The sequence below is a fragment of the Vibrio sp. A1-b2 genome, assembly GCF_021726015.1.
Classification (GTDB): Bacteria; Pseudomonadota; Gammaproteobacteria; order Enterobacterales; family Vibrionaceae; genus Vibrio; species Vibrio diazotrophicus.
In genome coordinates this window covers 125,339-147,573 of record NZ_JAKKCI010000006.1, presented here as the reverse complement: position 1 = coordinate 147,573, position 22,235 = coordinate 125,339, and the positions used below count along the sequence as shown (strand labels likewise).

Below are 22,235 nucleotides of genomic sequence, written 5' to 3'. Positions count from 1 at the left end.
GGATAGCAGCAAGCGTACCCTGCAGAGGAAGTGAGATATTATGGTTCTAGGTAAACCTCAAACCGACCCAACATTAGAGTGGTTTCTTTCACATTGTCACATTCATAAGTACCCTTCAAAAAGCACGCTGATTCACGCGGGCGAGAAAGCAGAAACTTTGTACTACATTGTTAAAGGTTCTGTTGCGGTACTGATTAAAGATGAAGAAGGAAAGGAAATGATCCTTTCTTACCTAAACCAAGGTGACTTCATCGGTGAACTTGGCTTGTTTGAAGAAGGTCAAGAGCGTACAGCATGGGTTCGAGCTAAATCTCCATGTGAAGTTGCTGAAATTTCATTTAAGAAGTTCCGTCAGCTTATCCAAGTTAACCCAGATATTTTAATGCGTCTTTCTGGTCAGATGGCTCGTCGTCTACAAGTAACAAGCCAGAAAGTTGGTGACCTTGCGTTCCTAGACGTAACAGGCCGCATTGCACAAACGCTTCTTAACCTAGCGAAACAGCCTGACGCAATGACTCACCCAGACGGCATGCAGATCAAGATCACTCGTCAAGAAATCGGTCAAATCGTTGGCTGTTCTCGTGAGACAGTAGGTCGTATTCTGAAGATGCTTGAAGAGCAGAATCTAATTTCAGCTCACGGTAAGACTATCGTTGTGTACGGAACTCGTTAATAGCTAACGCTATTACACAAAATTCAAAAGCCACCTTCTGGTGGCTTTTCTTTTTTCTGCTCTATTCGCTAACACATAAAGCTCGGTAAGTGATCACTCTTAACTAGGCAAGAGATTTACTATCGGTACTTTCAAAAATCTTATCCGCAGACGCAGCTACGAAGCCAGTATATAGCTCTCCGTTTGCCATTGGATAACGTTTCGCAAACTCGTAGAATCCACCAGGAACCGTTTCAGTACCATCACTGAATACTACTGGAACTTTATCTGCCATAGTTGAAGACTGCTCAAGCAATACTTCTGGCGTTCCTTTCACTTCACCGCCCGATTCATTGATAGTAAAACCTGCGCCACGCAAATGGTCATTCACTTGTTTTACTTCTGTAAATGCCTTGAGCTGGTTTACGTTAACTGTAAAGTGGTTAGCCCCATAACCATGCGCAGCTAACCAAGAAGCATACTCGCTCTCTTCTGCCAGCAACTGGTAATCAGCAAAACTGATGTCCCACAAACGACCTCCATAAAGGAATGCATCACCTTCGAGCTTAGTTGCATCTACTTGCTCAACCAGCTTGGCAACTATCTCTTGAAGCTGTGGTGAACACTCTTCAACTTTCAGTTCACTGATGAATACTTTTGGCTGAAGCGGATCCGGATGCTCAAAGTGTTTAGCAACCAGCTTTTTGCTTTCAAAAACATAATCGCCACAATCTTTGTAGCCGAGGGCTAAGAAAGGTTTTGCTAACGTTTCTAGACCAAGAGGAGCAACATTGAAAGTACGTAGTGCAATATGGTCATTGATTAGCGCTTCATCTTCTTCTAACAAGCTATGGACTTTATCTGCAGAAGGACAAAGGCGAGTGATGTAATCATTCCACAATGATTGAAACAGAACTTCTGGCGTCATAGTGCCTCCTTGGCTTCATGAACACGACGTATTGGATTGGAAAAGAGGCTAACTAAAGCCGGTTACTATTCTTTTATAGATTTAAGTGGTTATTGGTTTTCAGGTTTAAACAAACAGGCTTCACCTTTCGATGAAGCCTGAATAACTTTGTTATAGCTCTACACCTGGGCTTAGTGTCGCTGGAAGCTCGGTTGCAGAACCTTCCATTGACGCCATTGGGTATGCACAGTAGTCCGCCGCGTAGAATGCACTTGGACGTAAGTTACCCGAAGCACCCGGACCACCAAATGGAGCATCACCACTTGCACCCGTTAGCTGACGGTTGCGGTTCACGATACCTGCGCGAATATGGTCAACAAAGTATTCCCACTCCGCATCTTCTGTTGTAACTAAGCCAGCAGACAGACCAAAGCGAGTATCGTTAGCCAGCTCAACTGCTTGCTCTAAAGTTTTGTAGCGAACCAATTGCAGTAATGGGCCGAAGTATTCTTCGTCAGGCAGTTGCGCGATTGGCGTAACATCAATGATACCCGGTGATACGAACGCAGCACCTTTGCTTTGCGCTTCAACAAGGCTCTTACCACCTAGGGATTGTAGGTTGGCTTGGGCATTAAGAATGAAGTCCGCCGCCGCTTTAGAGATTTGAGGCCCCATAAATGGTGCTGGCTCAGCAAATGGCTGATCCATACGCAGCTTCTTCGTCGCTTCTACTAAGCGAGCAACCAGTTCATCACCTTTCGCACCCACAGGAACATACAGACGACGCGCACAAGTACAACGTTGACCAGCACTGATAAATGCAGATTGAATAATGGTGTAAACCGTTGCGTTCAACTCACCAAAATTCTCAGAAATTACCATTGGGTTGTTACCACCCATCTCTAGCGCCAGCATCTTGTCTGGCTGACCAGCAAACTGGCGATGAAGAATGTGCCCTGTATTCGCGCTACCCGTAAACAACAGGCCATCAATCCCTTTAGACTGAGCCAAAGCAATACCAGTCTCTTTGCCGCCTTGAACTAGGTTGATAACACCCGTTGGTAAACCAGCGGCTTCCCAGAGCTTCATAGTGACTTCTGCCGTCCATGGTGTTTGCTCTGAAGGTTTGAACACAACAGTATTACCCGCAAGAAGAGCAGGAACAATGTGCCCATTCGGTAAGTGGCCAGGGAAGTTGTAAGGACCAAACACAGCCATAACACCCAGTGGGCGGTGGCGCAGAACAATTTGGTTGCCCGCAGCTTCACGCACGGTTTCGCCAGTGCGGTCATGGTACGCACGAATAGAGATAGCAATTTTGCCAGCCATCGCAGCCGCTTCAGTGCGAGTTTCCCAAATTGGTTTACCCGTTTCTTTCGCGATCACTTCTGCAATTTGCTCGCTGTTCTCTTTAATTTTTTCCGCAAAAGCGAGAACCACTTTCTCACGCTCTGCGAAAGGCAGTTTTTTCCAGCTAACAAATGCATTGCGAGCAGAAGCAACGGCTTCTTCTACTTGCTCTTGTGTTGCACTTTGACCTTGCCAAATGACCTCATCGTTATAAGGGCTTGAAGATGAAAGCATTTCACCCTTACCTTCCAACCACTGTCCTGCGATCCACTGAGTCATAATGTGTTCCTTAAATTCTTTTACTGAGCCAAAATTCGAATAAAGTCGCCATTATCTACTTTCAGTGCATTTGCTACTTTTGGAGAGATAATTGCGCTGCCGTTTTCACGGTTGAATGCTGCTTTTGCGGCGGTCGCTCGAAAGTTTTCAAACGATGTATTACAGATTAAAAAATCTTGCGAGCTTGAGTGTTCAGCAATAATAACCTTCACTCGAACTGAGTTACGCACCGAGTCGATATTGTTGATATCACACTCCACACTTGGGCCCGCATCAAAGATGTCGACATAATTGCGACAAGTAAACCCTTCCTTCTCCAACAATTTAAGAGCAGGTCGTGTCTTTTCATGCACCTGACCAATCACTTCCTGTGCTTCTTTGCTGAGCAAGTTGATATATATCGGCAGTTTAGGCATCAAATCCGCAATAAAACCTTTCTTACCAATGCCGGTCAGATAGTCAGCCATAGTGAAATCAATTGAGAAAAAGTGTTCTTGCAGCCATTGCCAGAATGGCGAATTGCCATCTTCGTCGGAAACACCACGCATCTCAGCGAAAATAGTCTTGGAGAATCGATGTGGGTGTTCGACCATCATCAAGAATCGGCATTTAGACATCAGTCTGCCGTTGAGACCTTGACGAAATTCTGGGCGTAAAAACAGTGTGCAGATTTCCGAACAACCAGTGTAGTTATTGCCAAAAGTCAGCAACTTAACCACATTGTTTACATTCAGCTTTGGTGATGAATGCACTATGGTGCTGATGTGATAAGAATAAAACGGAACATCCCAACCGACAGCGGCTTCAATTCCCGTTGTCCCAGCCACTTCACCCGTTTCTGAATCAAAACCGACCATCAGGTAGCCTTCATCCGATGGTGAAGTAACGTCTGGTTTAGTAAAACTGTATTCAGAGTGTTTGATACGGTTGGTTAACAGTTCTTCGTTAACCGGTAATGAAGTGAAACCATGACCAGATTCGACAGCACAAGTGTGCAACGCGTCGTAATCGGACATAGAAATTGGGCGTACAACTAGCATCAATACTTCCCTCCAGATGCATTTAGGGCCTAATCATTAGGCCCTTGTAGGCTCACTCGATTGGGTGAGCCTCGTAGCTTAATTTTTACACAAGTGATGCGATTGCTTTCTCCAAACGCGCTAAGCCTTCTTCTATTTCTTCTTTTTCGATAATGAGTGATGGTGTCATACGTACCACGTTTGCACCCGCCATCAGAATCATCAAACCTTGTTTACCAGCAGCAACAAGAATGTCACGCGCACGACCTTGCCACTCTTCATTTAGAGCTGCGCCAAGAAGCAAACCTTTACCACGAACTTCAGAGAACACATTGTACTTAGCATTGATCTTCTCTAAACCTTCACGGAACAGTGCTTCACGCTCAATAACACCCGCTAGAGTTTCTGGCTGGCTGATGATGTCTACTACCGCTTCTGCAACCGCACATGCTAGTGGGTTACCACCGTATGTAGAACCGTGAGTACCTGGCTTAAAGTGCTCAGCCAGCTCAGTAGTGGTTAGCATTGCGCCGATAGGGAAACCACCACCAAGAGACTTAGCAGTACTTAAAATATCAGGAGTAATGCCTAGACCTTGATAAGCGAAGAAGTGACCAGTACGACCGTTACCTGTTTGAACTTCATCAAAAATCAGTAGTGCATTGTGCTTATCACACAACTCACGAACAGTTTGAATGAACTCAGGTGTTGGAGACACAATACCACCTTCACCTTGAAGCGGCTCGATCATCACAGCACAAGTACGATCTGAGATGTGTGCACGCAACGCTTCAACGTTGTTGTACTCAAGGTGAGTAATATCACCCGGTTTTGGACCAAAGCCATCAGAGTAAGCCGCTTGGCCACCGACAGTGACGGTAAAGAAAGTACGACCGTGGAAACCTTGTTTAAATGCGATGATTTCAGATTTTTCAGGGCCGAATTTATCTGCAGCATAACGACGAGCTAGCTTTAGTGCTGCTTCGTTTGCTTCTGCACCAGAGTTCGAAAAGAACACTTTTTCTGCAAAGCTGACTTGTGTCAGTTTCTTCGCCAAACGCAATGCAGGTTCATTTGTCATAACGTTGCTTAGGTGCCAAAGCTTGTTGCCTTGTTCAGTCAACGCTTTAACCAACGCAGGGTGACAATGACCTAAACAACTCACAGCGATACCACCAGCAAAGTCAATGTACTCATTGCCTTGTTGATCCCATACTCGTGAGCCTTGTCCCTTAACCGGGATGAATTCCATCGGGTTGTAGCAAGGTACCATTACCTCATCAAACAGACCGCGTTCTACATTAATTTCAGTTGTCATTGTTCGTCCCTTTCTTGATACCGCATGCTTTGTAGATCGTCGACCTAACTACAAAAGTATAAGCTTGAAATTTTGTATTGCATTTCAGTTAATGCAGCATTGTATTTACAAATTATTAACTATTTCAATAGTGATTTATCCTTTGTCAGCCATTTTCAGACTGATAAATGACACCACCGTTGAGTATTTATGCAACAAGCCATCGCTTTTATGAAGTATTTTCTTTATTCCGTCACAAAATAATTAGTCGAACCCCATTAGAAACAAGGAGTCCGGATAAATCGAGAGGAAATATCACGAATAAAATTGCATCAAAGACAAATCGTATTTTTGATATTAGGAAAATGAAGAATAGTGATCGCGGTCAGGAAAAGTTCACTTATTTGCTACAGAAAAATATTGCAGCAGCGGTAATTACTCCACAAATAGTAGTTATGCAGTAATTAGACCTGAGAAATAGCCTCTACTTCCGACAAATAGTTATATTTAACAACCGAAGACTCTAGCGGCGCAGAAAGTTGGCAAGCAGCTCGTGGCCCTGTTCTGTCTTGATCGATTCAGGATGAAACTGAACCGCATCAATCGGTAAGCTCTTATGTTGATAACCCATGATTTCATCCAGACTACCATCAGGTAATTCAGTCCATGCGGTTACCTCTAGACATTCTGGTAGAGAATCCGTTTTCACTACCAAAGAGTGATAACGAGTCACAGTGAGAGGATTATTCAAACCAGCGAAAACACTTTTACCCGTGTGCGTAATTGGCGAAGTTTTTCCGTGCATCACTTGGCGCGCACGAACCACTTCTCCACCAAATACCTGTGCTATCGCTTGGTGCCCTAGGCAGACACCCAGAATCGGCAATTTTCCGGCAAAGTATTCAATCGCTTTTAAAGAGATTCCAGCTTCATTAGGTGTACAAGGTCCCGGAGAAATAACGAGATGGGAAGGGTTCAAATCCTCAATCTGTTGCAAGGTGATCTCATCATTGCGCACAACTTTCACGTCAGCACCAAGCTCGCAGAAGTATTGGTACAAGTTATACGTAAAAGAGTCGTAGTTATCGATGATGAGTAGCATAAGCCAAGGTATCTGTTGCAATGAAAACACCCCGCATTCTACGAATCCACCGCTAAGATTCAATCAATAAGTTTACTGGTGTTACATTGACAATCGCTCTCTGCGCACATTTTTTAAACAATTCTCTCTAACCTTCCATTAATTAGCTAACATTAAATTAGATAATTCTAATTTAATAAAAAGGACGAGAGAATGAAAAGGACAATAGTTATCGGTGCCGGTTTAGGCGGTATGTCAATCGTGTATGAACTGAGACAAAAACTGCCCAAAGACCATGAAGTTATGATCATTAATGAAAGTGAAGAATTTCACTTTATTCCATCAAACCCTTGGGTTGCGTTAGGCGAAAGAAAAAAAGAACAGGTCGTACTCGATCTCAGACCTTATGTGGATAAATTCAATATCCCATTCAATACCTCTGGGGTTGCAGAGATCTTACCGAAAGAGAAACGCTTAATCACAGGTGACGGTAACGAATACAGCTATGACTATCTGGCTATTTGTACTGGGCCTAAGTTGGCATTCGAAGCCGTAACAGGTGCCGGACCAGACAACGGATTTACTCAATCGATCTGTACTGTCGACCACGCGGTAAAATCACATCAGGCATTAGAAGAGTTGGTTAAAAACCCTGGCTCCGTTCTTGTCGGTGCACTACAAGGTGCAAGCTGCTTCGGCCCTGCTTACGAATACATTCTTTCATTGGAAACTCATCTGCGTAAGCTCAAAGTCAGAGATCAAGTACCCATTACCTTTGTGACCAACGAACCTTATATTGGTCATATGGGATTGGGTGGTGTCGGTGACTCAAAAGCGCTTATGGAGCATGAGTTCCGTGAACGCGGAATCAAATGGATATGTAACTCTAGGGTCAAAGAGTTTGAATCGGGTATGGCGCATATCGAAGAACTCAACCGCAAAGGCGAAGTGGATTTCGAGCATAACCTCCCCTTCTCCATGGCGATGTTCTTACCGCCATTTAAAGGATCTCCTGCTGTAGCGGCTGTTCCTGAACTTTGTAATCCGAAAGGTTTTGTCATTACAGACCAGTTCCAGCGTAGTCCTGTTTATCCGGAGATTTTTGCTGCTGGAGTTTGCGTCGCCATTCCACCATTGGAAGAAACGCCCGTTCCTGTGGGCGCGCCAAAGACGGGGTTTATGATTGAATCGATGACCACCGCTATTGTCGAAAACATTCTTAGCCTAGAACGAGGCGAAGAAATGCATACAAAACCTACATTGAATGCGCTGTGTTTGGCTGACATGGGCGATAAAGGTGCTGCGTTTATAGCGCTTCCACAAAACCCGCCACGCAATACCAACTGGACCTCAATGGGGCAATGGGTTCACATCGCCAAAATTGCCTATGAGAAATACTTCCTCTACAAAGTGAAAAAAGGCACCAGCGAGCCTATTTATGAAAAGTACATTCTCAAAGCCGCCGGAATTACCCGAACTAAAGAGTAATCCAGATACGTTAGATACAACAAAGGCCAGCAAATGCTGGCCTTCTGATATTGAAACCGATTATCGGTACAACACGAAATTAGTATGGACGCGCAACAAAACCAACCGCTTCGTATACTTTTTTCAGCGTTTGCAGTGCACGAGCCGATGCCTTTTCCGCGCCATCACGCATAACACTGTTTAAGTATTCGCGATCGTTACGGATACGTGCGTATTCCGCCTGTACAGGTTCAAGCATAGCGACCAAGGCTTCGCCAACATCTTTCTTAAACGGACCGTACATTTCAACACCTGCATACTCTGCTTCAATCTCAGCAAAAGTTTTACCTGTTGCCGCAGAGTACAAACCCATTAGGTTAGAAATACCCGCTTTATTCTGCACATCGTGTGCAATACGTGGAGGTGTTTCTGTATCGGTTTGTGCTTTGTTGATCTTCTTGATGATCGACTTAGGGTCTTCCAGCAGAGTAATTACGTTTTTACGGTTATCGTCTGATTTAGACATCTTCTTCGTTGCATCCTGCAAGCTCATCACACGTGCATTGACCGTTGGGATATAAGGCTCTGGTACTGTGAAGATTGGCGCTTCTGGCGCATAGATGTTGTTAAAACGCGTTGCGATGTCACGTGCCAACTCTAAGTGTTGCTTCTGGTCACTGCCCACAGGAACTTGGTGCGCACCATAAAGCAGAATATCAGCTGCCATCAGCACTGGGTAATTAAATAGACCAGCGTTCACATCATTAGCATAACGTGCTGATTTGTCTTTAAACTGAGTCATACGGCTCAGCTCACCCATCTGGGTGTAACAGTTCAATACCCAACCAAGTTGAGCATGCTCCGGTACGTGAGACTGAACAAAAAGCGTGCTCTTCTTCGGATCAACACCAACTGCCAAACAAATCGCCAACGCGTCCAGAGTCGCTTCATGCAGTGCTTTAGGATCTTGGCGAACCGTAATTGCATGTAAATCAACAACGCAGTATTGGCAATCATAGTCATCTTGCATTTGTTGCCATTGACGTAGAGCACCCAAGTAGTTACCGATACTTAGTTCGCCGGATGGCTGAACACCACTCAATACGATGGGTTTGCTCATGGGTATGATTTCCTTGTTACTAATAAGAATAAAGGTCTAACAATCTAATGCGCTGATTCGGTCTATACCTGATTATTTCAGCGCGATTTAGCAGTGTACTCATTAACGAGTATTTTTCTAGTTTAGAAAATGGTTTTTATGCCGAAACTGCAACGATATCGAGTAATTGTGCAATATCATCAGCGACAAAATCTGGCTTAGCATTCGCAATAGGCTCACCGTGGTTGTAACCGTAAGTTAAACCAAACGATGCACAACCCGCGTTTTTGGCCGCAAGAATGTCGTTCTTAGAGTCGCCTACCATCAGCATTTGGCTAGCATCAACTTGGTGCTTTTCCAAAAGCCAGTTTAAAGCCATAGGGTCAGGCTTTTTATTTGGGAAAGTGTCACCACCAATCACATCAGTAAAGTACTGAGCAATGTTGTGTTGTTCCAGTACGTGAGGAACAAACTTTGATGGTTTGTTGGTGACCAACGCCAAAGTGAAACCCGCTTGATGCAGAGAGGCTAGCGTCTCTTTCACATTGCTGTAAAGGTGACTTAGCTTGTGCCCTGTTTTTTCGTAAAAATCATCAAACAGCTCACGAGCTTTTGCATGCACATCTTTATCCAATTCAGGATCGATCACCAGGCTGCGACTCAGAGTTCTGCCGATAAGAATATCAGCACCGTTGCCAACGTAATCTCTCACTTCAACTTCAGTGACACCAGGGTAACCTAACGCTTGTGCTGCTTGGTCAGCTGCAACGGCTAAATCTGGAACGCTATCTAATAAAGTGCCATCTAAATCAAAAGCTATCAGCTTAATTTGGTTCACTATCTACTTCCCTAACTTTCTCTTTGTATTAATAATTATTTTTCAACACGAGCCAGTTCAGCGCGCATGTCATCAATGACTGCTTTGTAATCTGGTTGGTCAAAAATAGCTGAGCCAGCAACAAACATATCTGCACCTGCTTCAGCGATTTCACGAATGTTATCCACTTTCACGCCACCATCCACTTCTAAGCGAATGTCACGGCCACTTTCATCAATCAACTTACGCACCGCGCGCAGTTTATCCAAAGTGTGAGGAATGAATGACTGTCCGCCAAAACCTGGGTTTACCGACATAAGCAGAATCATATCTACTTTATCCATCAGGTAATCCAAGTGACTTAACGATGTCGCAGGGTTTAAAACCACGCCCGCTTTACAGCCGTGTTCTTTAATCAGTTGCAGTGTGCGGTCAACGTGCTCTGAAGCTTCCACATGGAAAGTAATCATTGATGCGCCCGCTTTAGCAAAATCAGGAATGATGCGATCGACCGGCTTAACCATCAAATGCACGTCGATTGGGGCGGTAATGCCATAGTCACGCAGAGCTTTACAAATCGGTGCACCAAAAGTCAGGTTAGGTACGTAGTGATTATCCATCACATCAAAGTGCACAACGTCAGCACCCGCTGCGAGCGCTTTTTCGACGTCTTCTCCCAGACGAGCTAAATCTGCGGAAAGAATGGATGGAGCAATGAGAAAATCTTTCATACCTGACCTCTTAGGCTTATTGAATGCAAGCTGAACACAATGTGTGCGACATTCTACCTAAGGGTGGCTTTAGATCCTAGCGTTAAGGTTTTTTCGTTTATCGAAGAAGGGATATGATAGGAAGAGACTTGGGGAAGATTCGTATAAGGAAACCTTCCCATGCTTTAACAACTAATTGCGACCGTTAACAACCCGCTTTGAACAGAGCTAACAGCTCATCCACTTTGTTACGTCCCGAGCCGTTACGGCTAATGGTACGCTTCACTTTAACCACATTTAACTGAGCACCGTGATACAAACGGCGGGTCAAAATCGTATCGTGGTTAGAAATCAAGACTGGAATATTACGTTCTGTCGCGGTTTTTTCTGCGATATCCGCCAAAGCAGCTTGGTCATCTAACGTAAAACCGGCACCTGAATAAGAGGTGAAGTTCGCCGTGTTTGACAATGGCGCATACGGTGGATCACAGTAAATCACACTGTTACTAGCAGCTTTACGGAATGTCTCTTCATATCCCGCGCAGATAAAGGTAGCTCTCTGTGCTTTCTGAGCAAAAAATTCCAGCTCTGATTCAGGGAAATAAGGTTTTTTATACGAGCCAAATGGGACGTTGAATCCGCCTTTTTTGTTGTAACGGCAAAGACCGTTAAATCCAAAACGGTTCATATATAAGAATGCCAGTGAACGATACAAAACATCATCAGTACGATTAAACTGCGAACGAACATCGAGATAGAACTCTTTGCGGTTGTTCTCAGCCACAAACCAACGTTTGGCTTCTGAAATATAGTGCTGTGGGCTCTCTTTCAACAGATTGTAGAGATTGACCAAATCTGGGTTGATATCCGCCAACAGATAGTGCTTATACTCTGTGTTCAAGAATATAGAGCCTGCACCAACAAATGGTTCTACCAACTCTTCAGCAGATGGTAAGTGGCGTTGGATGTCTTCGACTAGGCCATATTTACCACCAGCCCATTTCAGAAAGGCACGCTGCTTTTTCATCTACTGCTCTAATTCTTTACCACAAAAATAAGGCTGCGAAATGTAACACATTTTATCAGTGAGCTCAGGTTTATTTCGCACGATCTATCTCTCTATGCACTTGGCTTAATGATTTTGCCCAAGGACCAAGTTGTTGCAAAGGTTTCGACAAGGTTTCCACCGCATCTCTTGCCAACTGGATGGTTGGATAGTTGCTATAAGTAATGATGTACCATTCCACATCATTTCTTAATGTTGGGTAAACATTGACTTTGCCTTGTAACTGATACTGATTGATAAAGCGCTGCGCATCAGGAAGCGAATTTACCGCAGCCAATTGCAAGGTATAGCTACGAGGAGACATCGCTTTTAACTCTTCACGTGCAAACGAGAAGGTAATTTTCACTTCAGCCGCTGGTGCGACTTGAGGCTCAGCTTGTTTAGGTTGTTCGATATCTACCGTCTGCGCTGGTGTAGATGTTTCAGTGGTTTGAGAGCCAGAGGTTTGAGGAACCGCACTTTCTTCCACTAGATTATCAATCTTCGAAGTATCAACGTTTTCTGGTTTGCCTTCTAGCAGCGCATCAACGACATCAGACGTGATGACAACGCGTTGTTGTTCGTCATCAGACATACCCACGCCCTGTTTATCCTCAACAACATCTGGAGGAAGCGCACCAGAATCATCAGTAGCACCATTGCTTGTTAGACTAGACGAGTTACTGTCGGCTTCGTTGTTCGTGTCCACCGTCTGACTATCTTCATTCAGCGTAGGAATAACCGTTTGTTCTTTTGTCAGTGTCAGTTGCTGCGCTTTGTCGTCTGGAGAAGGTTGTGATAACCACCACCAGTAACCACCACCAATCAATAGAATTAGTGCCAGTACCAGTAGCGCGGCTTTCATTGGCGAGCCAATGATTGAACGAATCACAATACGTTTTTCCATTTTCTGTTCTCCCAGCGCCATAATTTCTCCCGGTAAGTTTTTCACTTTTTTATAAGCAGCTCTTACGCGGCGTTCATGTTCATCATCAACATAACGCATAACTCGTTGTTCAAACAAGCGATCTGCTTCATCACGGCTTAAAAGTTCAACTTCTAAATCAACTGGTTTATGTTCCTGTCCGTAGCTTAAACGCGTTAGGACGGCGTCTAAACCGGTAGACTGAGCGAATAATACTACGTTCACTGTCCATAATGGATTGGTTTGAGATTCTAAGATCCACATCCACAATTCAGAGACCAACGTCTCAGACAACAAGTGCGCATCATCAATCACAACCACAATGTCGCATTGCGTCTGATCGAACAGGTGTGAAAAACTTTCGACTAGAGAGTCTTTGGGATTGAACAGAGATTCAGAGCTAAGCTGAGAGAGAATGGTGGTACGGCGTTGTTCGTCGTCTTGATTAGGATGACACATGAGCAAAGACTGATTCTTGTCATTTGCCCACGCTTCAAGGTAACGCTGTGCCAGCCAAGATTTACCTGCACCTTGGCTACCACAAACATTGATTAAATTTGAGCTAAAACGAGTAAGAAGCTGCAAACGCTCCAGTAACTCGGTCTGAGAATCTAACTCCAGTACATGTGCCAAATTCATCGTTCATCCTAAAGGAAAACAGCATTACCCTGAAGTAAGCACCCCGCTATAGGGTGCGGCAATAATCTATCGCCTGCTCAATAATGGTTTCCGGCACGCCTTTCACTACGTCAGAAGTACCAATGCTGGTTGGTAATACCAAACGTAACTCACCCGCTAGTACTTTCTTATCGCGCATCATATGTTTCATGAAGTCATCGAAAGACATACTTTCTGGGGTATGTACCGGTAATTTTGCTCTTTTAAATATAGATAGGATTCGCTCAACTTGTTGTTCGGTAATTAAACCTTGTAGTTGGGCAGTTTTCGCCGCCATCATGGTGCCAGCAGAAACCGCCTCGCCATGTAACCAGTTGCCATAACCCAGCTCCGCTTCAATCGCGTGACCGAATGTATGACCTAAATTCAACAATGCACGAATGCCTGACTCTTTTTCATCTTGAGCAACAACTTCTGCTTTAATCTGGCAACAACGAGCAATCGCATACGTCAGAGCTTGCACATCCAACGCATAGAGTTCATCCATATGTTGTTCTAACCAAACGAAAAAAGCTTCGTCGTAGATGATACCATACTTGATCACTTCAGCCATGCCTGCGGCGAATTCTCGCTCAGGAAGAGTGGCAAGACAGTTTGTATCGATGATGACCGCTTTCGGTTGGTAAAACGCACCGATCATGTTTTTACCCAGAGGATGGTTAACTGCGGTTTTACCACCAACAGAAGAGTCCACTTGAGAAAGCAAGGTCGTCGGTATCTGAATAAAATCGACACCACGCTGGTAGCAAGACGCAGCAAAACCAACAAGGTCGCCAATAACACCGCCGCCCAAAGCAATAATAACAACATCTCGGCTGTGATTATGCTCAAGCAGGAAGCTCAAAACCGTATTGAATGTTTCTAAGGTTTTGTATTTTTCACCGTCAGGCAGCTCTAAGACAGAACTGATACAACCTTTCTGGTCGAGTAACGCTGTGATCTTATCCGCATACAGTGGCGCCACTGTATGGTTAGTGATGACAACGACTTTTTGTTTTGGGGAAAGAGAAAGAAGAGCCGGATCATTAAATAATCCGGCACCAATTGAGATTGGGTAGCTACGTTCACCTAAGCTGACCGTGATCCGTTCCATGGTCTGCACTCCAATAAAAAGAACAAATTAATGTTCTTCTAGCATTTTTACGATCTGGTTGGCTACCACTTTTGCACTTTGATCATCTGTACGCACGGTAATATCCGCGATTTCTTCATACAGTGGGTTACGATCATCAGCGAGACTTTCTAAAACTTCTCGCGGGCTATCCGTTTGTAGCAAAGGGCGCTTTTTGTCGCGGTTTGTGCGAGCAAGTTGCTTTTCAATGGTGGTTTCTAAATATACGACAATACCACGTGCAGATAGGCGGTTACGGTTTTCTTTGCTCAATACTGAGCCACCACCCGTCGCTAAAACGATACCTTGCTGTTCGGTGAGATCGTTAATCACAGTTTCTTCGCGCTTGCGGAAACCTTCTTCACCTTCAACATCAAATACCCATGCGATATCTGCACCAGTGCGCTCTTCGATCACTGTATCAGAGTCTAAAAACTCCATATGCAGTTGTTGAGCTAGGTGTCGACCAATTGTACTTTTGCCGGCGCCCATAGGACCGACAAGAAAAATATTGCGTTTCTCAGCCATGTTTAGCAGTAATTTACAACGTTAATTCAATGACATCGCCACAAAATTCGCCGGACATAAGTCAACGATAGGAATGCTTGTGGCACCTATTCCTCACAGATATTTCGTGATAAGACCCGAAATTATCTAGATCTGGTGGCACTAATGCAACTTTAATTTTCTTTGATAATGAATAAAGGCGATAAGTTATTGAATAACCACCTTAGGCGTAACGAATATTAGTAGTTCACTTTTGCCCATTTTTTCGTAGCTTCGACGGAATAAAGCACCTAATAGCGGAAGATCACCTAATAAAGGCACTTTCTCAACCGAGCTGGTTAGACTGTGCTGAAAAATACCACCCAATACGACTGTTTCACCATTGTTGACCAATACTTGGGTACCGATTCTCTGCGTATTAATCGCAACTGCTTCACCTGTACCTGTTTTTACGACATCTCCTACACGGTCTTGAGTCACACTGAGGTCGAGAACCAAACGGTTATCGGGTGTTATTTGTGGCGTTACCATTAAGCTCAAAACCGCCTTACGAAACGAAACGGTGGTCGCTCCGCTGGAAGAGGCTTCTAAATAAGGTAATTCCGTACCTTGCTCGATATATGCAGGCTTCTTATTGGTAGTGATCAGTCTCGGGCTGGAAATAATTTCGGCTTTAGACTCTCTTTGCAACGCAGAAAGCTCCAAATCCAACAGTGTATCTGCACCCAACTTAGCAAGTTGGAAAGCAATGCTTGATGCGCCCGCAGTAGTCGCGGCTAAATTTACATTCAGAAAATCGTCTAGCGGAACCATACCTTTCCCGCTATCACCGCCTTCACCACCAGATTCATACAGATCCGAGACAAACAGATTACTTTCAATACTTCCTCCGGATGTATGACTGCCATTAGTTGACGTGAATCCCCAGCGAACCCCAAGCTCTTCTAGGTCACCTTCATTGACCGTCACGATTCGGGCTTCAATCTGAACCTGTTTCACGGGCACATCCAAAGACGTTACGATGTCTCGAATCACGCTAATGTTCTCTGGCAATTCACGAATCAATAATGCATTAGTTCTTTCGTCAATACTGATTGAACCTCTTTCAGAAAGCATACTTAGCGTCCCTTCGCCATTAATCATCTCGGCAATATCTGAGGCTTTGGCAAAGCTAATTTTAATGATATCGGACTGTAAATCGCCCAACGCTTCTTCCATTCGCGCCTTCTCTAGTTCTTGTTGCTCACGTAAGTCAAGCTCGCTCTTTGGTGCCACCAAAATGACGTTACCATCGATTCGTTTGTCCAAACCTCTCGCTTCAAGAATGATATTGAGTGCTTTTTGCCATGGCACCCCATCCAACCTCAGTGTCATATTGCCCGTTACCGAATCGGAAACCACGAGGTTAAAGCCGTTATAGTCCGCAATGAGCTGTAATACATTGCGAACAGGGATATCTTGAAAATTAAACGAGATAGGCTTGTTGTCCTGTTCTAACAATGGTTCCTTGTCTTGTTTAGGTTGTGGCTCAGACTTGCGGATCACCACCTTTAATACATTCTTAATTAGCTGGTAGTCGTATTGATAATCCCCTTTCACTTTCACCTCAAGAAGACCATTTGGTTGCTGACGAAATACTTCAATAGTCTCTACAACAGTAGCGAAATCAGAGACATCCAGAACAAACAGTTTATCGTCTGAAATTTGTGTATTGATTAGCTCAACATTTAAACCTTTGTCGTTTTTTGAGACATCCACAACTGACGATGCAGAGGCTAGCTCAATGATGATGACCGCCGCTTTATCTGCATTAATTTTGAAATCAATATTGTTGAGTTGGTTTGGAATCGCATTGTCGCCATTTGCTAGTACCACAGGTGTAAGACAAAGACTGGTGGTTACCAACACACGCCTGAGAGCTAGAAGCCCTATTTGAAGCCATTTATTCATGATCGTTTTCTCCACAATCTACTTCAGAGCCAGCTTGATGCTGCGCTGATTCCAACACCCTAAGCCATCTGGCAAAGTCTCTTTGATTAACAAGTACTGCTTGGTGACCTCATACACTTTTCCATGATTGATGCCGATGTATTGTCCCTTTGCTACATAAGCCAGCTTTCCTTCTGGAGTCTGAATCAGTGCTGACGTACTTTTGCCATTACTCATTACGCCTTTAAACTTCAATTGGCTTAGCGCAAAGCTTTCTAAAAGATCCTTTTGCTTACGCAGCGCAGGTTGCCAACAATCTTTTTTCGCCTTGGGTTGATTTTGAATCACCGCTTCTCTTGGAAGATCGAAAGGCTCTCTTGCATTGGTATTCACGTATAAAAAGGCTTCAAAAGGTACGATTGGTTGCCGTGGAACGATCTCCTTTCGCGCTTGAAGCGTGACTTGCTCGATATAATCTGAAAGTGAATCTTCATTCGCCTGACAACCGATCAATCCGATACATATCAAGATCCAACAACAGGATTTACTCTTCATTGTTGACCTCCTGAGGTTAGCGAATCCGGCTGATACTGATAGGTAAAGGCTCGTACATTGACGCTCAATTTCTGGCTGTCCTGACTGGCTCGCTGAAAATCAACGTTCTCGAAATAGATAATCCTTGGCAACTGAGCGATGGCTTGTGAGAACTGGCCAATATGGTGATATTCACCTGTCAGCTCAAGATTAAGAGGCAGGCGATATAAAAATGCTTGTTGTTCTTTTTCACCCCAATCCATCCGATTGAAACTCAGTTGATGTTTGATGCCCAGTTCATTGACCGCCGCCAACATACTGGCCAGCTCTTTCTGCTCGGGTAGTTGCTGTAACAAATAGTCATAACGTTCTGAGAGTTCATCGAGTTGAGCTTTGAGTTGCGGCAGAGTTGCAGCTTTATGCGCTTTAATTCGAATGGTGGACTTTAGCGTTTGTTCTTCTTCAATGAGCGCGCTCAAATGCTCTTGCTTGGGCACAAGATAAAACCAATATCCCGCACCTTGAATTAGCACCACGACAAGTAGCAACACCACGAGCTGTGGCAATCGTGGCCAATCCAATATTTCGTCAAGCTCTAGGTTTTTAAAATCACCCATTCGTCACCTCCTTTAAAGGTGCTGCGTCACTTGCTTCCATATGGAACGAAAACGACACTTGAAAGCTCTGAAATTGCTTGCCAAACCGATGGCTGCCAGACACGATAGAATGCATTTCAACATCCGAGATATAAGAAGAGTTCTCCAACAGATCCAACATCGTCGCAAGTCGCGCAGTGCTGTCACTGATACCCCGAAGCTCAATGCTGTGACCATTCATGCTCATTTGGTCTACGTACACCCCCTCTGGAATGAGTCGGGGGATGTGATCCATAAACTGAGTGGTTTTGTTACGCTTTTTCTGCAGTGACTCAACCATATCGAAACGAACCATCAGGTCCTGATACTCTTTTTCAACTTGCTTGAGTGAATTGATTTGTCTATCCAGTTCCGCGATGTGCCGATTCAAAAACTCAACACGGCCTTGCTCTCTAGTCACTTGATCATCGACATACCATCCCGCAGCCCATTGCATGGCGACAGCGAAACCAACCGCCAGTAAAGAGATATGAATAAATCGCTGCCTGTGAGCTTTCTTTTGAGCCTCTCGCCACGGAAGAAGGTTAATGCTATGCAGCATGTTCAACCTCCAACCAATTGATGCCGCGTGCGGCAAGTCCTGCCGCCGTGGCAAAAGCCGCTACAGGCAATTCAGAACGGTAACGCTTGCTCGCTTTGTCATGGAATACGCTAAATGGGTCTAACACGCCGCACATGAGGTCGACCTTCTCTATCAACGCGCTTTGTATCGCGTCGATATTTGCCCCACCACCGGTTAACCAAATTCCGGTAAGACTTGCCGCACCGTTCACCGATATGAACAACTGAATTTGCTTGGCGATCTTCTCCACCAGCTCATTGACGTTGTCTTTTATTACAACAGAATCTTCATTTTCTGATTGAGTCGATACCTGAGAAGCACCTTCTGCAATCTGCTTATAAAAAGGTGCTTTATTGGCAAAATCTAAGCACAAGGTGGTTTGGGTATGACCGACATCCACCAGCAACCAATCAGTGCGTGCATAAGTTTTGCTGAACAGTTGCCACAACTGAACTAAAGCATGGGTTTGCACTTCAGCCAGAATCGGCTTAAAACCCGCTTTTTCCAAAGCCACTGTACGGCTCTCTACAACATCTCGCTTAGTGGCATACACTTGGTAGGCTGCTATATTATTTTGGCTAGTCTTTGTCTCAGGCGATGGATGCTTTATGACTGGAATAAAATCCAGACTGACCTCTTCCATCAGGTAAGGAGATTGATGAGAAAACGCTTGATGAATAGCGAACTCGCGTTCATTAGGTTCAAGCTCACTATCTATTTGTAATACTTTACTAATTACGGTGTTATCGGGGATGGCAATAACAACTTTTCGACTAAATAAAGGTAAACCCTTTTTTAGTTCTTTGAGTTTCTTTACAATTTTCTGATAAACCAAGGCATGGTTATCAGCGAAAATATCGTCAGCAACTCGTATTTCCTTATAACCTAACAGCGTATACTTACTGTCTGCAGGTTTTAGGACCACTGCTTTAATACTATGGTGGCCGATATCGACACCCATAACTAATGATTGAACCATATAGCTCTACTCCAATAAGAAAGCTCCGCTCATTACGCCTATTAAATGGGGAAATAAGCGGTAACTACTTTTGAGAGCTAAATTTTTAGCTTAGAGTACTAGGGTTTGCATTAAGGCAGCCTCTACTAAACAGGGATTCTCCGGTGAAGTTCATAAAGCGTTTAATAATTTTTTCATTGATTTGCACAGCTCTTGGAGTCAGTACAATTTTTGGTTTCTATTTATATGTGAAACCAGAGCTGCCTGACGTCGCTACTTTACGTGACGTTAAGCTGCAAACTCCAATGCAAGTCTTTAGTAAAGATGGCAAGCTCATCGCTCAGTTCGGTGAGAAGCGTCGTATTCCTCTTAAACTGGAAGAGATGCCAAAAGAGCTGATTGAAGCGATCATTGCAACCGAAGACTCTCGTTTCTATGACCACTACGGTTTTGACCCGATTGGAATTACCCGTGCGGCCTTTGCGGTTGTTGCATCAGGTAGTGCATCTCAAGGTGCAAGTACTATCACTCAACAGTTGGCTCGTAACTTCTTCTTGTCTAACGAGAAGAAAATTATGCGTAAAATCAAAGAGATTTTTATCGCAATCCATATTGAACAGCTGTTATCAAAAGAAGAAATTCTTGAGCTATATCTGAACAAAATCTACTTGGGCTACCGTTCATACGGTGTTGGGGCAGCCGCGCAGTCTTACTTCGGCAAAGAAGTAAAAGATTTAAGCTTAGGTGAAATCGCGCTTATCGCAGGTCTGCCAAAAGCACCATCAACGATGAACCCTATCTACTCTTTAGAACGCGCAACCAACCGCCGTAATGTGGTTTTGGCTCGTATGCTTTCTGAAAAGTACATCACTCAAGAACAGTATGAACAAGCTCGTGCCGAGGTTCTGCCAACCAACTATCACGGCGCAGAGATCGAACTTAACGCGCCATATGTGGCAGAGATTGCACGTGCTTGGATGATTGAACGCTACGGCGAAGATGCTTATACCTCAGGAATGAACATTTACACCACGGTAGATTCTAAACGCCAACAGGCGGCGAACTTGGCCGCAATTCATAACTTGATTGCCTACGATGAACGCCACGGCTACCGTGGAGCAGAAAAAGAGTTGTGGAAATCTGGTCAAGCGGTTTGGACTGAAGAACAAATTGTTGAACATCTTAAAAACGAACCGACTTATGGTGAACTTTCTCCTGCGGTTGTTCTGAACACTGAAGCAAAATCAGCGACAGTTTGGGTTAAGAACCAAGGTGAATTCACTATTGATTGGAATAACATGAACTGGGCTCGTCGCTTTGTTACTGATGATCGCCAAGGTCCTCTTCCAACCAGTACCAAAGAAATCCTAACAGCTGGTGAACAAATCTGGGTACGTAAAGTCTCTGAAGATGAGTCCGAAAATCCGGTTTGGCAGTTAAGCCAAGTTCCAAATGCCAACACGGCTTTTGTTGCTATGGATCCTGAAAACGGTTCGATAGAAGCACTTGTTGGTGGTTTTAACTTTGTTCACAACAAGTTCAACCGAGCGACTCAATCTGTACGCCAAGTAGGTTCAAGTATTAAGCCGTTTATCTATGCTGCAGCTATAGATAAAGGATTAACACTGGCAACACTCATCAACGATGCGCCGATTAACCAATGGGACGAAAGCCAAGGCACAGCATGGCGTCCTAAGAACTCACCACCAACATACACAGGTCCAACGCGTGTACGTATCGGTTTGGCGCAATCTAAGAACGTAATGGCCGTTCGCGTATTGCGTGAAGTAGGCTTGGAAGATACTCGCCAATACCTGACTCGCTTTGGTTTTGATATCGACCAACTACCAAAATCTGAGACTATTGCGCTTGGTGCAGGCAGTTTAACGCCAGTAAAAATGGCGCAAGGTTATTCTGTATTTGCCAACGGTGGTTACTACGTTGAGCCATACTACATTCAAAAAGTAGAAGGCCCGTACGGTGAATTAGAATTTGAAGCCGAACCGACGATTGTTTGTCGTCAAAACTGTCCAAAAGCTACAAACGAGTTTGATGAGCAAGACGCTGAAACTCACATTGCTAAGCAAGTTATCTCTGAGCAGACAGCATTCCTTGTTCGCGAAATGATGTACAGCAACATTTGGGGTGGCGGTAATTGGGCGGAAAAAACAGGTTGGAACGGCACAGGTTGGCGTGCTCAAGCCCTTAAGCGCAGAGATATCGGCGGTAAAACAGGTACAACCAACGACTCTAAAGATGCTTGGTACAACGGTTATGCTCCGGGCATTGTTGCGATTGCTTGGGTAGGTTTTGATGAACACAGCCGAAACCTAGGTAAGACAATACCAAATCCAAATATCGAAGATGATGTGGCAGGCGCTGAAGCGGGTGCAAAAACGGCTCAACCAGCATGGATTGAGTTTATGAGCCAAGCACTTGAAGGTGTACCAGAACAAGAGAAAGCTTTGCCAAACAACATTGTTCGCGTGCGTATTGACCGCGATACAGGCTTACTGACGAACAAACAGGATGAGACCTCAATGTTCGAGTATTTCTTGAAGGGCACAGAGCCAAAAGAGTACGTTCAAGAAAGCCTATCTGGTGATATTTACTCAAATAGCGGTGGCGACGAGTTGTTCTAGATAACTCTGC

Annotated in this window: 21 protein-coding genes; 4 read left to right on the top strand and 17 right to left on the bottom strand. The window is 44.4% G+C overall.

Going from position 1 to position 22,235, the window contains the following annotated elements; genetic code table 11:
* Positions 1-40 precede the first annotated feature (40 nt).
* A complete protein-coding gene (crp, locus tag L3V23_RS14365) occupies positions 41-673 on the top strand; it encodes a cAMP-activated global transcriptional regulator CRP (RefSeq protein ID WP_004728582.1) in 633 nt (210 codons plus the stop codon).
* A gap of 103 nt (positions 674-776) precedes the next feature.
* Here the strand turns inward: crp and L3V23_RS14360 are convergent, their stop codons facing one another.
* The 4 genes from L3V23_RS14360 to L3V23_RS14345 form a co-directional block, all read right to left on the bottom strand.
* On the bottom strand, positions 777-1,580 hold the full coding sequence (locus tag L3V23_RS14360; RefSeq protein WP_102966310.1) for a DUF1338 domain-containing protein: 804 nt from the start codon (positions 1,578-1,580) through the stop codon (positions 777-779).
* A gap of 150 nt (positions 1,581-1,730) precedes the next feature.
* On the bottom strand, positions 1,731-3,188 hold the full coding sequence (astD, locus tag L3V23_RS14355; protein ID WP_102966311.1) for a succinylglutamate-semialdehyde dehydrogenase: 1,458 nt from the start codon (positions 3,186-3,188) through the stop codon (positions 1,731-1,733).
* A gap of 20 nt (positions 3,189-3,208) precedes the next feature.
* A complete protein-coding gene (astA, locus tag L3V23_RS14350) occupies positions 3,209-4,228 on the bottom strand; it encodes an arginine N-succinyltransferase (protein WP_102966312.1) in 1,020 nt (339 codons plus the stop codon).
* An 85-nt stretch (positions 4,229-4,313) separates the two neighbouring features.
* Positions 4,314-5,525, bottom strand: a complete 1,212-nt coding sequence (locus L3V23_RS14345; RefSeq protein ID WP_102966313.1) for an aspartate aminotransferase family protein — start codon at positions 5,523-5,525, stop codon at positions 4,314-4,316.
* 167 nt (positions 5,526-5,692) lie between these two features.
* Between L3V23_RS14345 and L3V23_RS14340 the strand changes: the two genes are divergently transcribed.
* The gene (locus L3V23_RS14340; protein ID WP_146029421.1) at positions 5,693-5,968 is read left to right on the top strand and encodes a hypothetical protein; all 276 of its coding nucleotides are present in this window, start codon (positions 5,693-5,695) and stop codon (positions 5,966-5,968) included.
* 59 nt (positions 5,969-6,027) lie between these two features.
* On the opposite strand, the gene L3V23_RS14335 is transcribed toward L3V23_RS14340, so the two are convergent.
* On the bottom strand, positions 6,028-6,606 hold the full coding sequence (locus L3V23_RS14335) for an aminodeoxychorismate/anthranilate synthase component II (RefSeq protein WP_102962921.1): 579 nt from the start codon (positions 6,604-6,606) through the stop codon (positions 6,028-6,030).
* Between the two features lie 192 nt (positions 6,607-6,798).
* On the opposite strand from L3V23_RS14335, the gene L3V23_RS14330 reads away from it, so the two are divergent.
* On the top strand, positions 6,799-8,073 hold the full coding sequence (locus L3V23_RS14330; RefSeq protein WP_102966314.1) for an FAD/NAD(P)-binding oxidoreductase: 1,275 nt from the start codon (positions 6,799-6,801) through the stop codon (positions 8,071-8,073).
* A gap of 79 nt (positions 8,074-8,152) precedes the next feature.
* On the opposite strand, the gene trpS is transcribed toward L3V23_RS14330, so the two are convergent.
* The 12 genes from trpS to pilM all read right to left on the bottom strand — a co-directional run bounded on the left by trpS (position 8,153) and on the right by pilM (position 19,604).
* A complete protein-coding gene (gene trpS, locus L3V23_RS14325; RefSeq protein WP_042485112.1) occupies positions 8,153-9,172 on the bottom strand; it encodes a tryptophan--tRNA ligase in 1,020 nt (339 codons plus the stop codon).
* Between the two features lie 136 nt (positions 9,173-9,308).
* Positions 9,309-9,989: a phosphoglycolate phosphatase gene (locus L3V23_RS14320; protein WP_102953974.1), complete on the bottom strand. Its 681-nt coding sequence runs from the start codon at positions 9,987-9,989 to the stop codon at positions 9,309-9,311.
* 35 nt (positions 9,990-10,024) lie between these two features.
* Complete coding sequence (rpe, locus tag L3V23_RS14315; protein ID WP_042485107.1) at positions 10,025-10,699, bottom strand: ribulose-phosphate 3-epimerase; 675 nt, start codon at positions 10,697-10,699, stop codon at positions 10,025-10,027.
* A gap of 184 nt (positions 10,700-10,883) precedes the next feature.
* Positions 10,884-11,705, bottom strand: a complete 822-nt coding sequence (locus L3V23_RS14310) for a Dam family site-specific DNA-(adenine-N6)-methyltransferase (protein WP_042485105.1) — start codon at positions 11,703-11,705, stop codon at positions 10,884-10,886.
* 70 nt (positions 11,706-11,775) lie between these two features.
* On the bottom strand, positions 11,776-13,287 hold the full coding sequence (locus L3V23_RS14305) for an AAA family ATPase (protein ID WP_102966315.1): 1,512 nt from the start codon (positions 13,285-13,287) through the stop codon (positions 11,776-11,778).
* 46 nt (positions 13,288-13,333) lie between these two features.
* Positions 13,334-14,419 carry a 3-dehydroquinate synthase gene (gene aroB / locus L3V23_RS14300; protein ID WP_102966316.1) on the bottom strand — a complete coding sequence of 362 codons (1,086 nt, stop codon included), beginning with the start codon at positions 14,417-14,419 and terminating at the stop codon, positions 13,334-13,336.
* A 27-nt stretch (positions 14,420-14,446) separates the two neighbouring features.
* Positions 14,447-14,965 (bottom strand): shikimate kinase AroK, encoded by a 519-nt coding sequence (gene aroK, locus L3V23_RS14295; protein WP_042485096.1) that lies wholly within the window; start codon positions 14,963-14,965, stop codon positions 14,447-14,449.
* A 186-nt stretch (positions 14,966-15,151) separates the two neighbouring features.
* Entirely contained in the window at positions 15,152-16,894 is a 1,743-nt protein-coding gene (locus L3V23_RS14290; protein ID WP_102966317.1) for a type IV pilus secretin PilQ family protein, read from the bottom strand.
* An 18-nt stretch (positions 16,895-16,912) separates the two neighbouring features.
* Entirely contained in the window at positions 16,913-17,428 is a 516-nt protein-coding gene (locus tag L3V23_RS14285) for a pilus assembly protein PilP (RefSeq protein WP_102966318.1), read from the bottom strand.
* A complete protein-coding gene (gene pilO, locus L3V23_RS14280) occupies positions 17,425-18,024 on the bottom strand; it encodes a type 4a pilus biogenesis protein PilO (protein ID WP_102966319.1) in 600 nt (199 codons plus the stop codon). Before pilO ends, L3V23_RS14285 begins: the two co-directional genes overlap by 4 nt.
* Positions 18,017-18,604: a PilN domain-containing protein gene (locus L3V23_RS14275; RefSeq protein WP_102966320.1), complete on the bottom strand. Its 588-nt coding sequence runs from the start codon at positions 18,602-18,604 to the stop codon at positions 18,017-18,019. Before L3V23_RS14275 ends, pilO begins: the two co-directional genes overlap by 8 nt.
* Positions 18,594-19,604, bottom strand: coding sequence for a type IV pilus assembly protein PilM (pilM, locus tag L3V23_RS14270; RefSeq protein ID WP_102966321.1), 1,011 nt, complete (start codon positions 19,602-19,604; stop codon positions 18,594-18,596). The genes L3V23_RS14275 and pilM overlap by 11 nt, the downstream gene beginning before the upstream one ends.
* Before the next feature lie 143 nt (positions 19,605-19,747).
* Between pilM and L3V23_RS14265 the strand changes: the two genes are divergently transcribed.
* Entirely contained in the window at positions 19,748-22,225 is a 2,478-nt protein-coding gene (locus L3V23_RS14265; RefSeq protein WP_102966322.1) for a PBP1A family penicillin-binding protein, read from the top strand.
* Positions 22,226-22,235 lie beyond the last annotated feature (10 nt).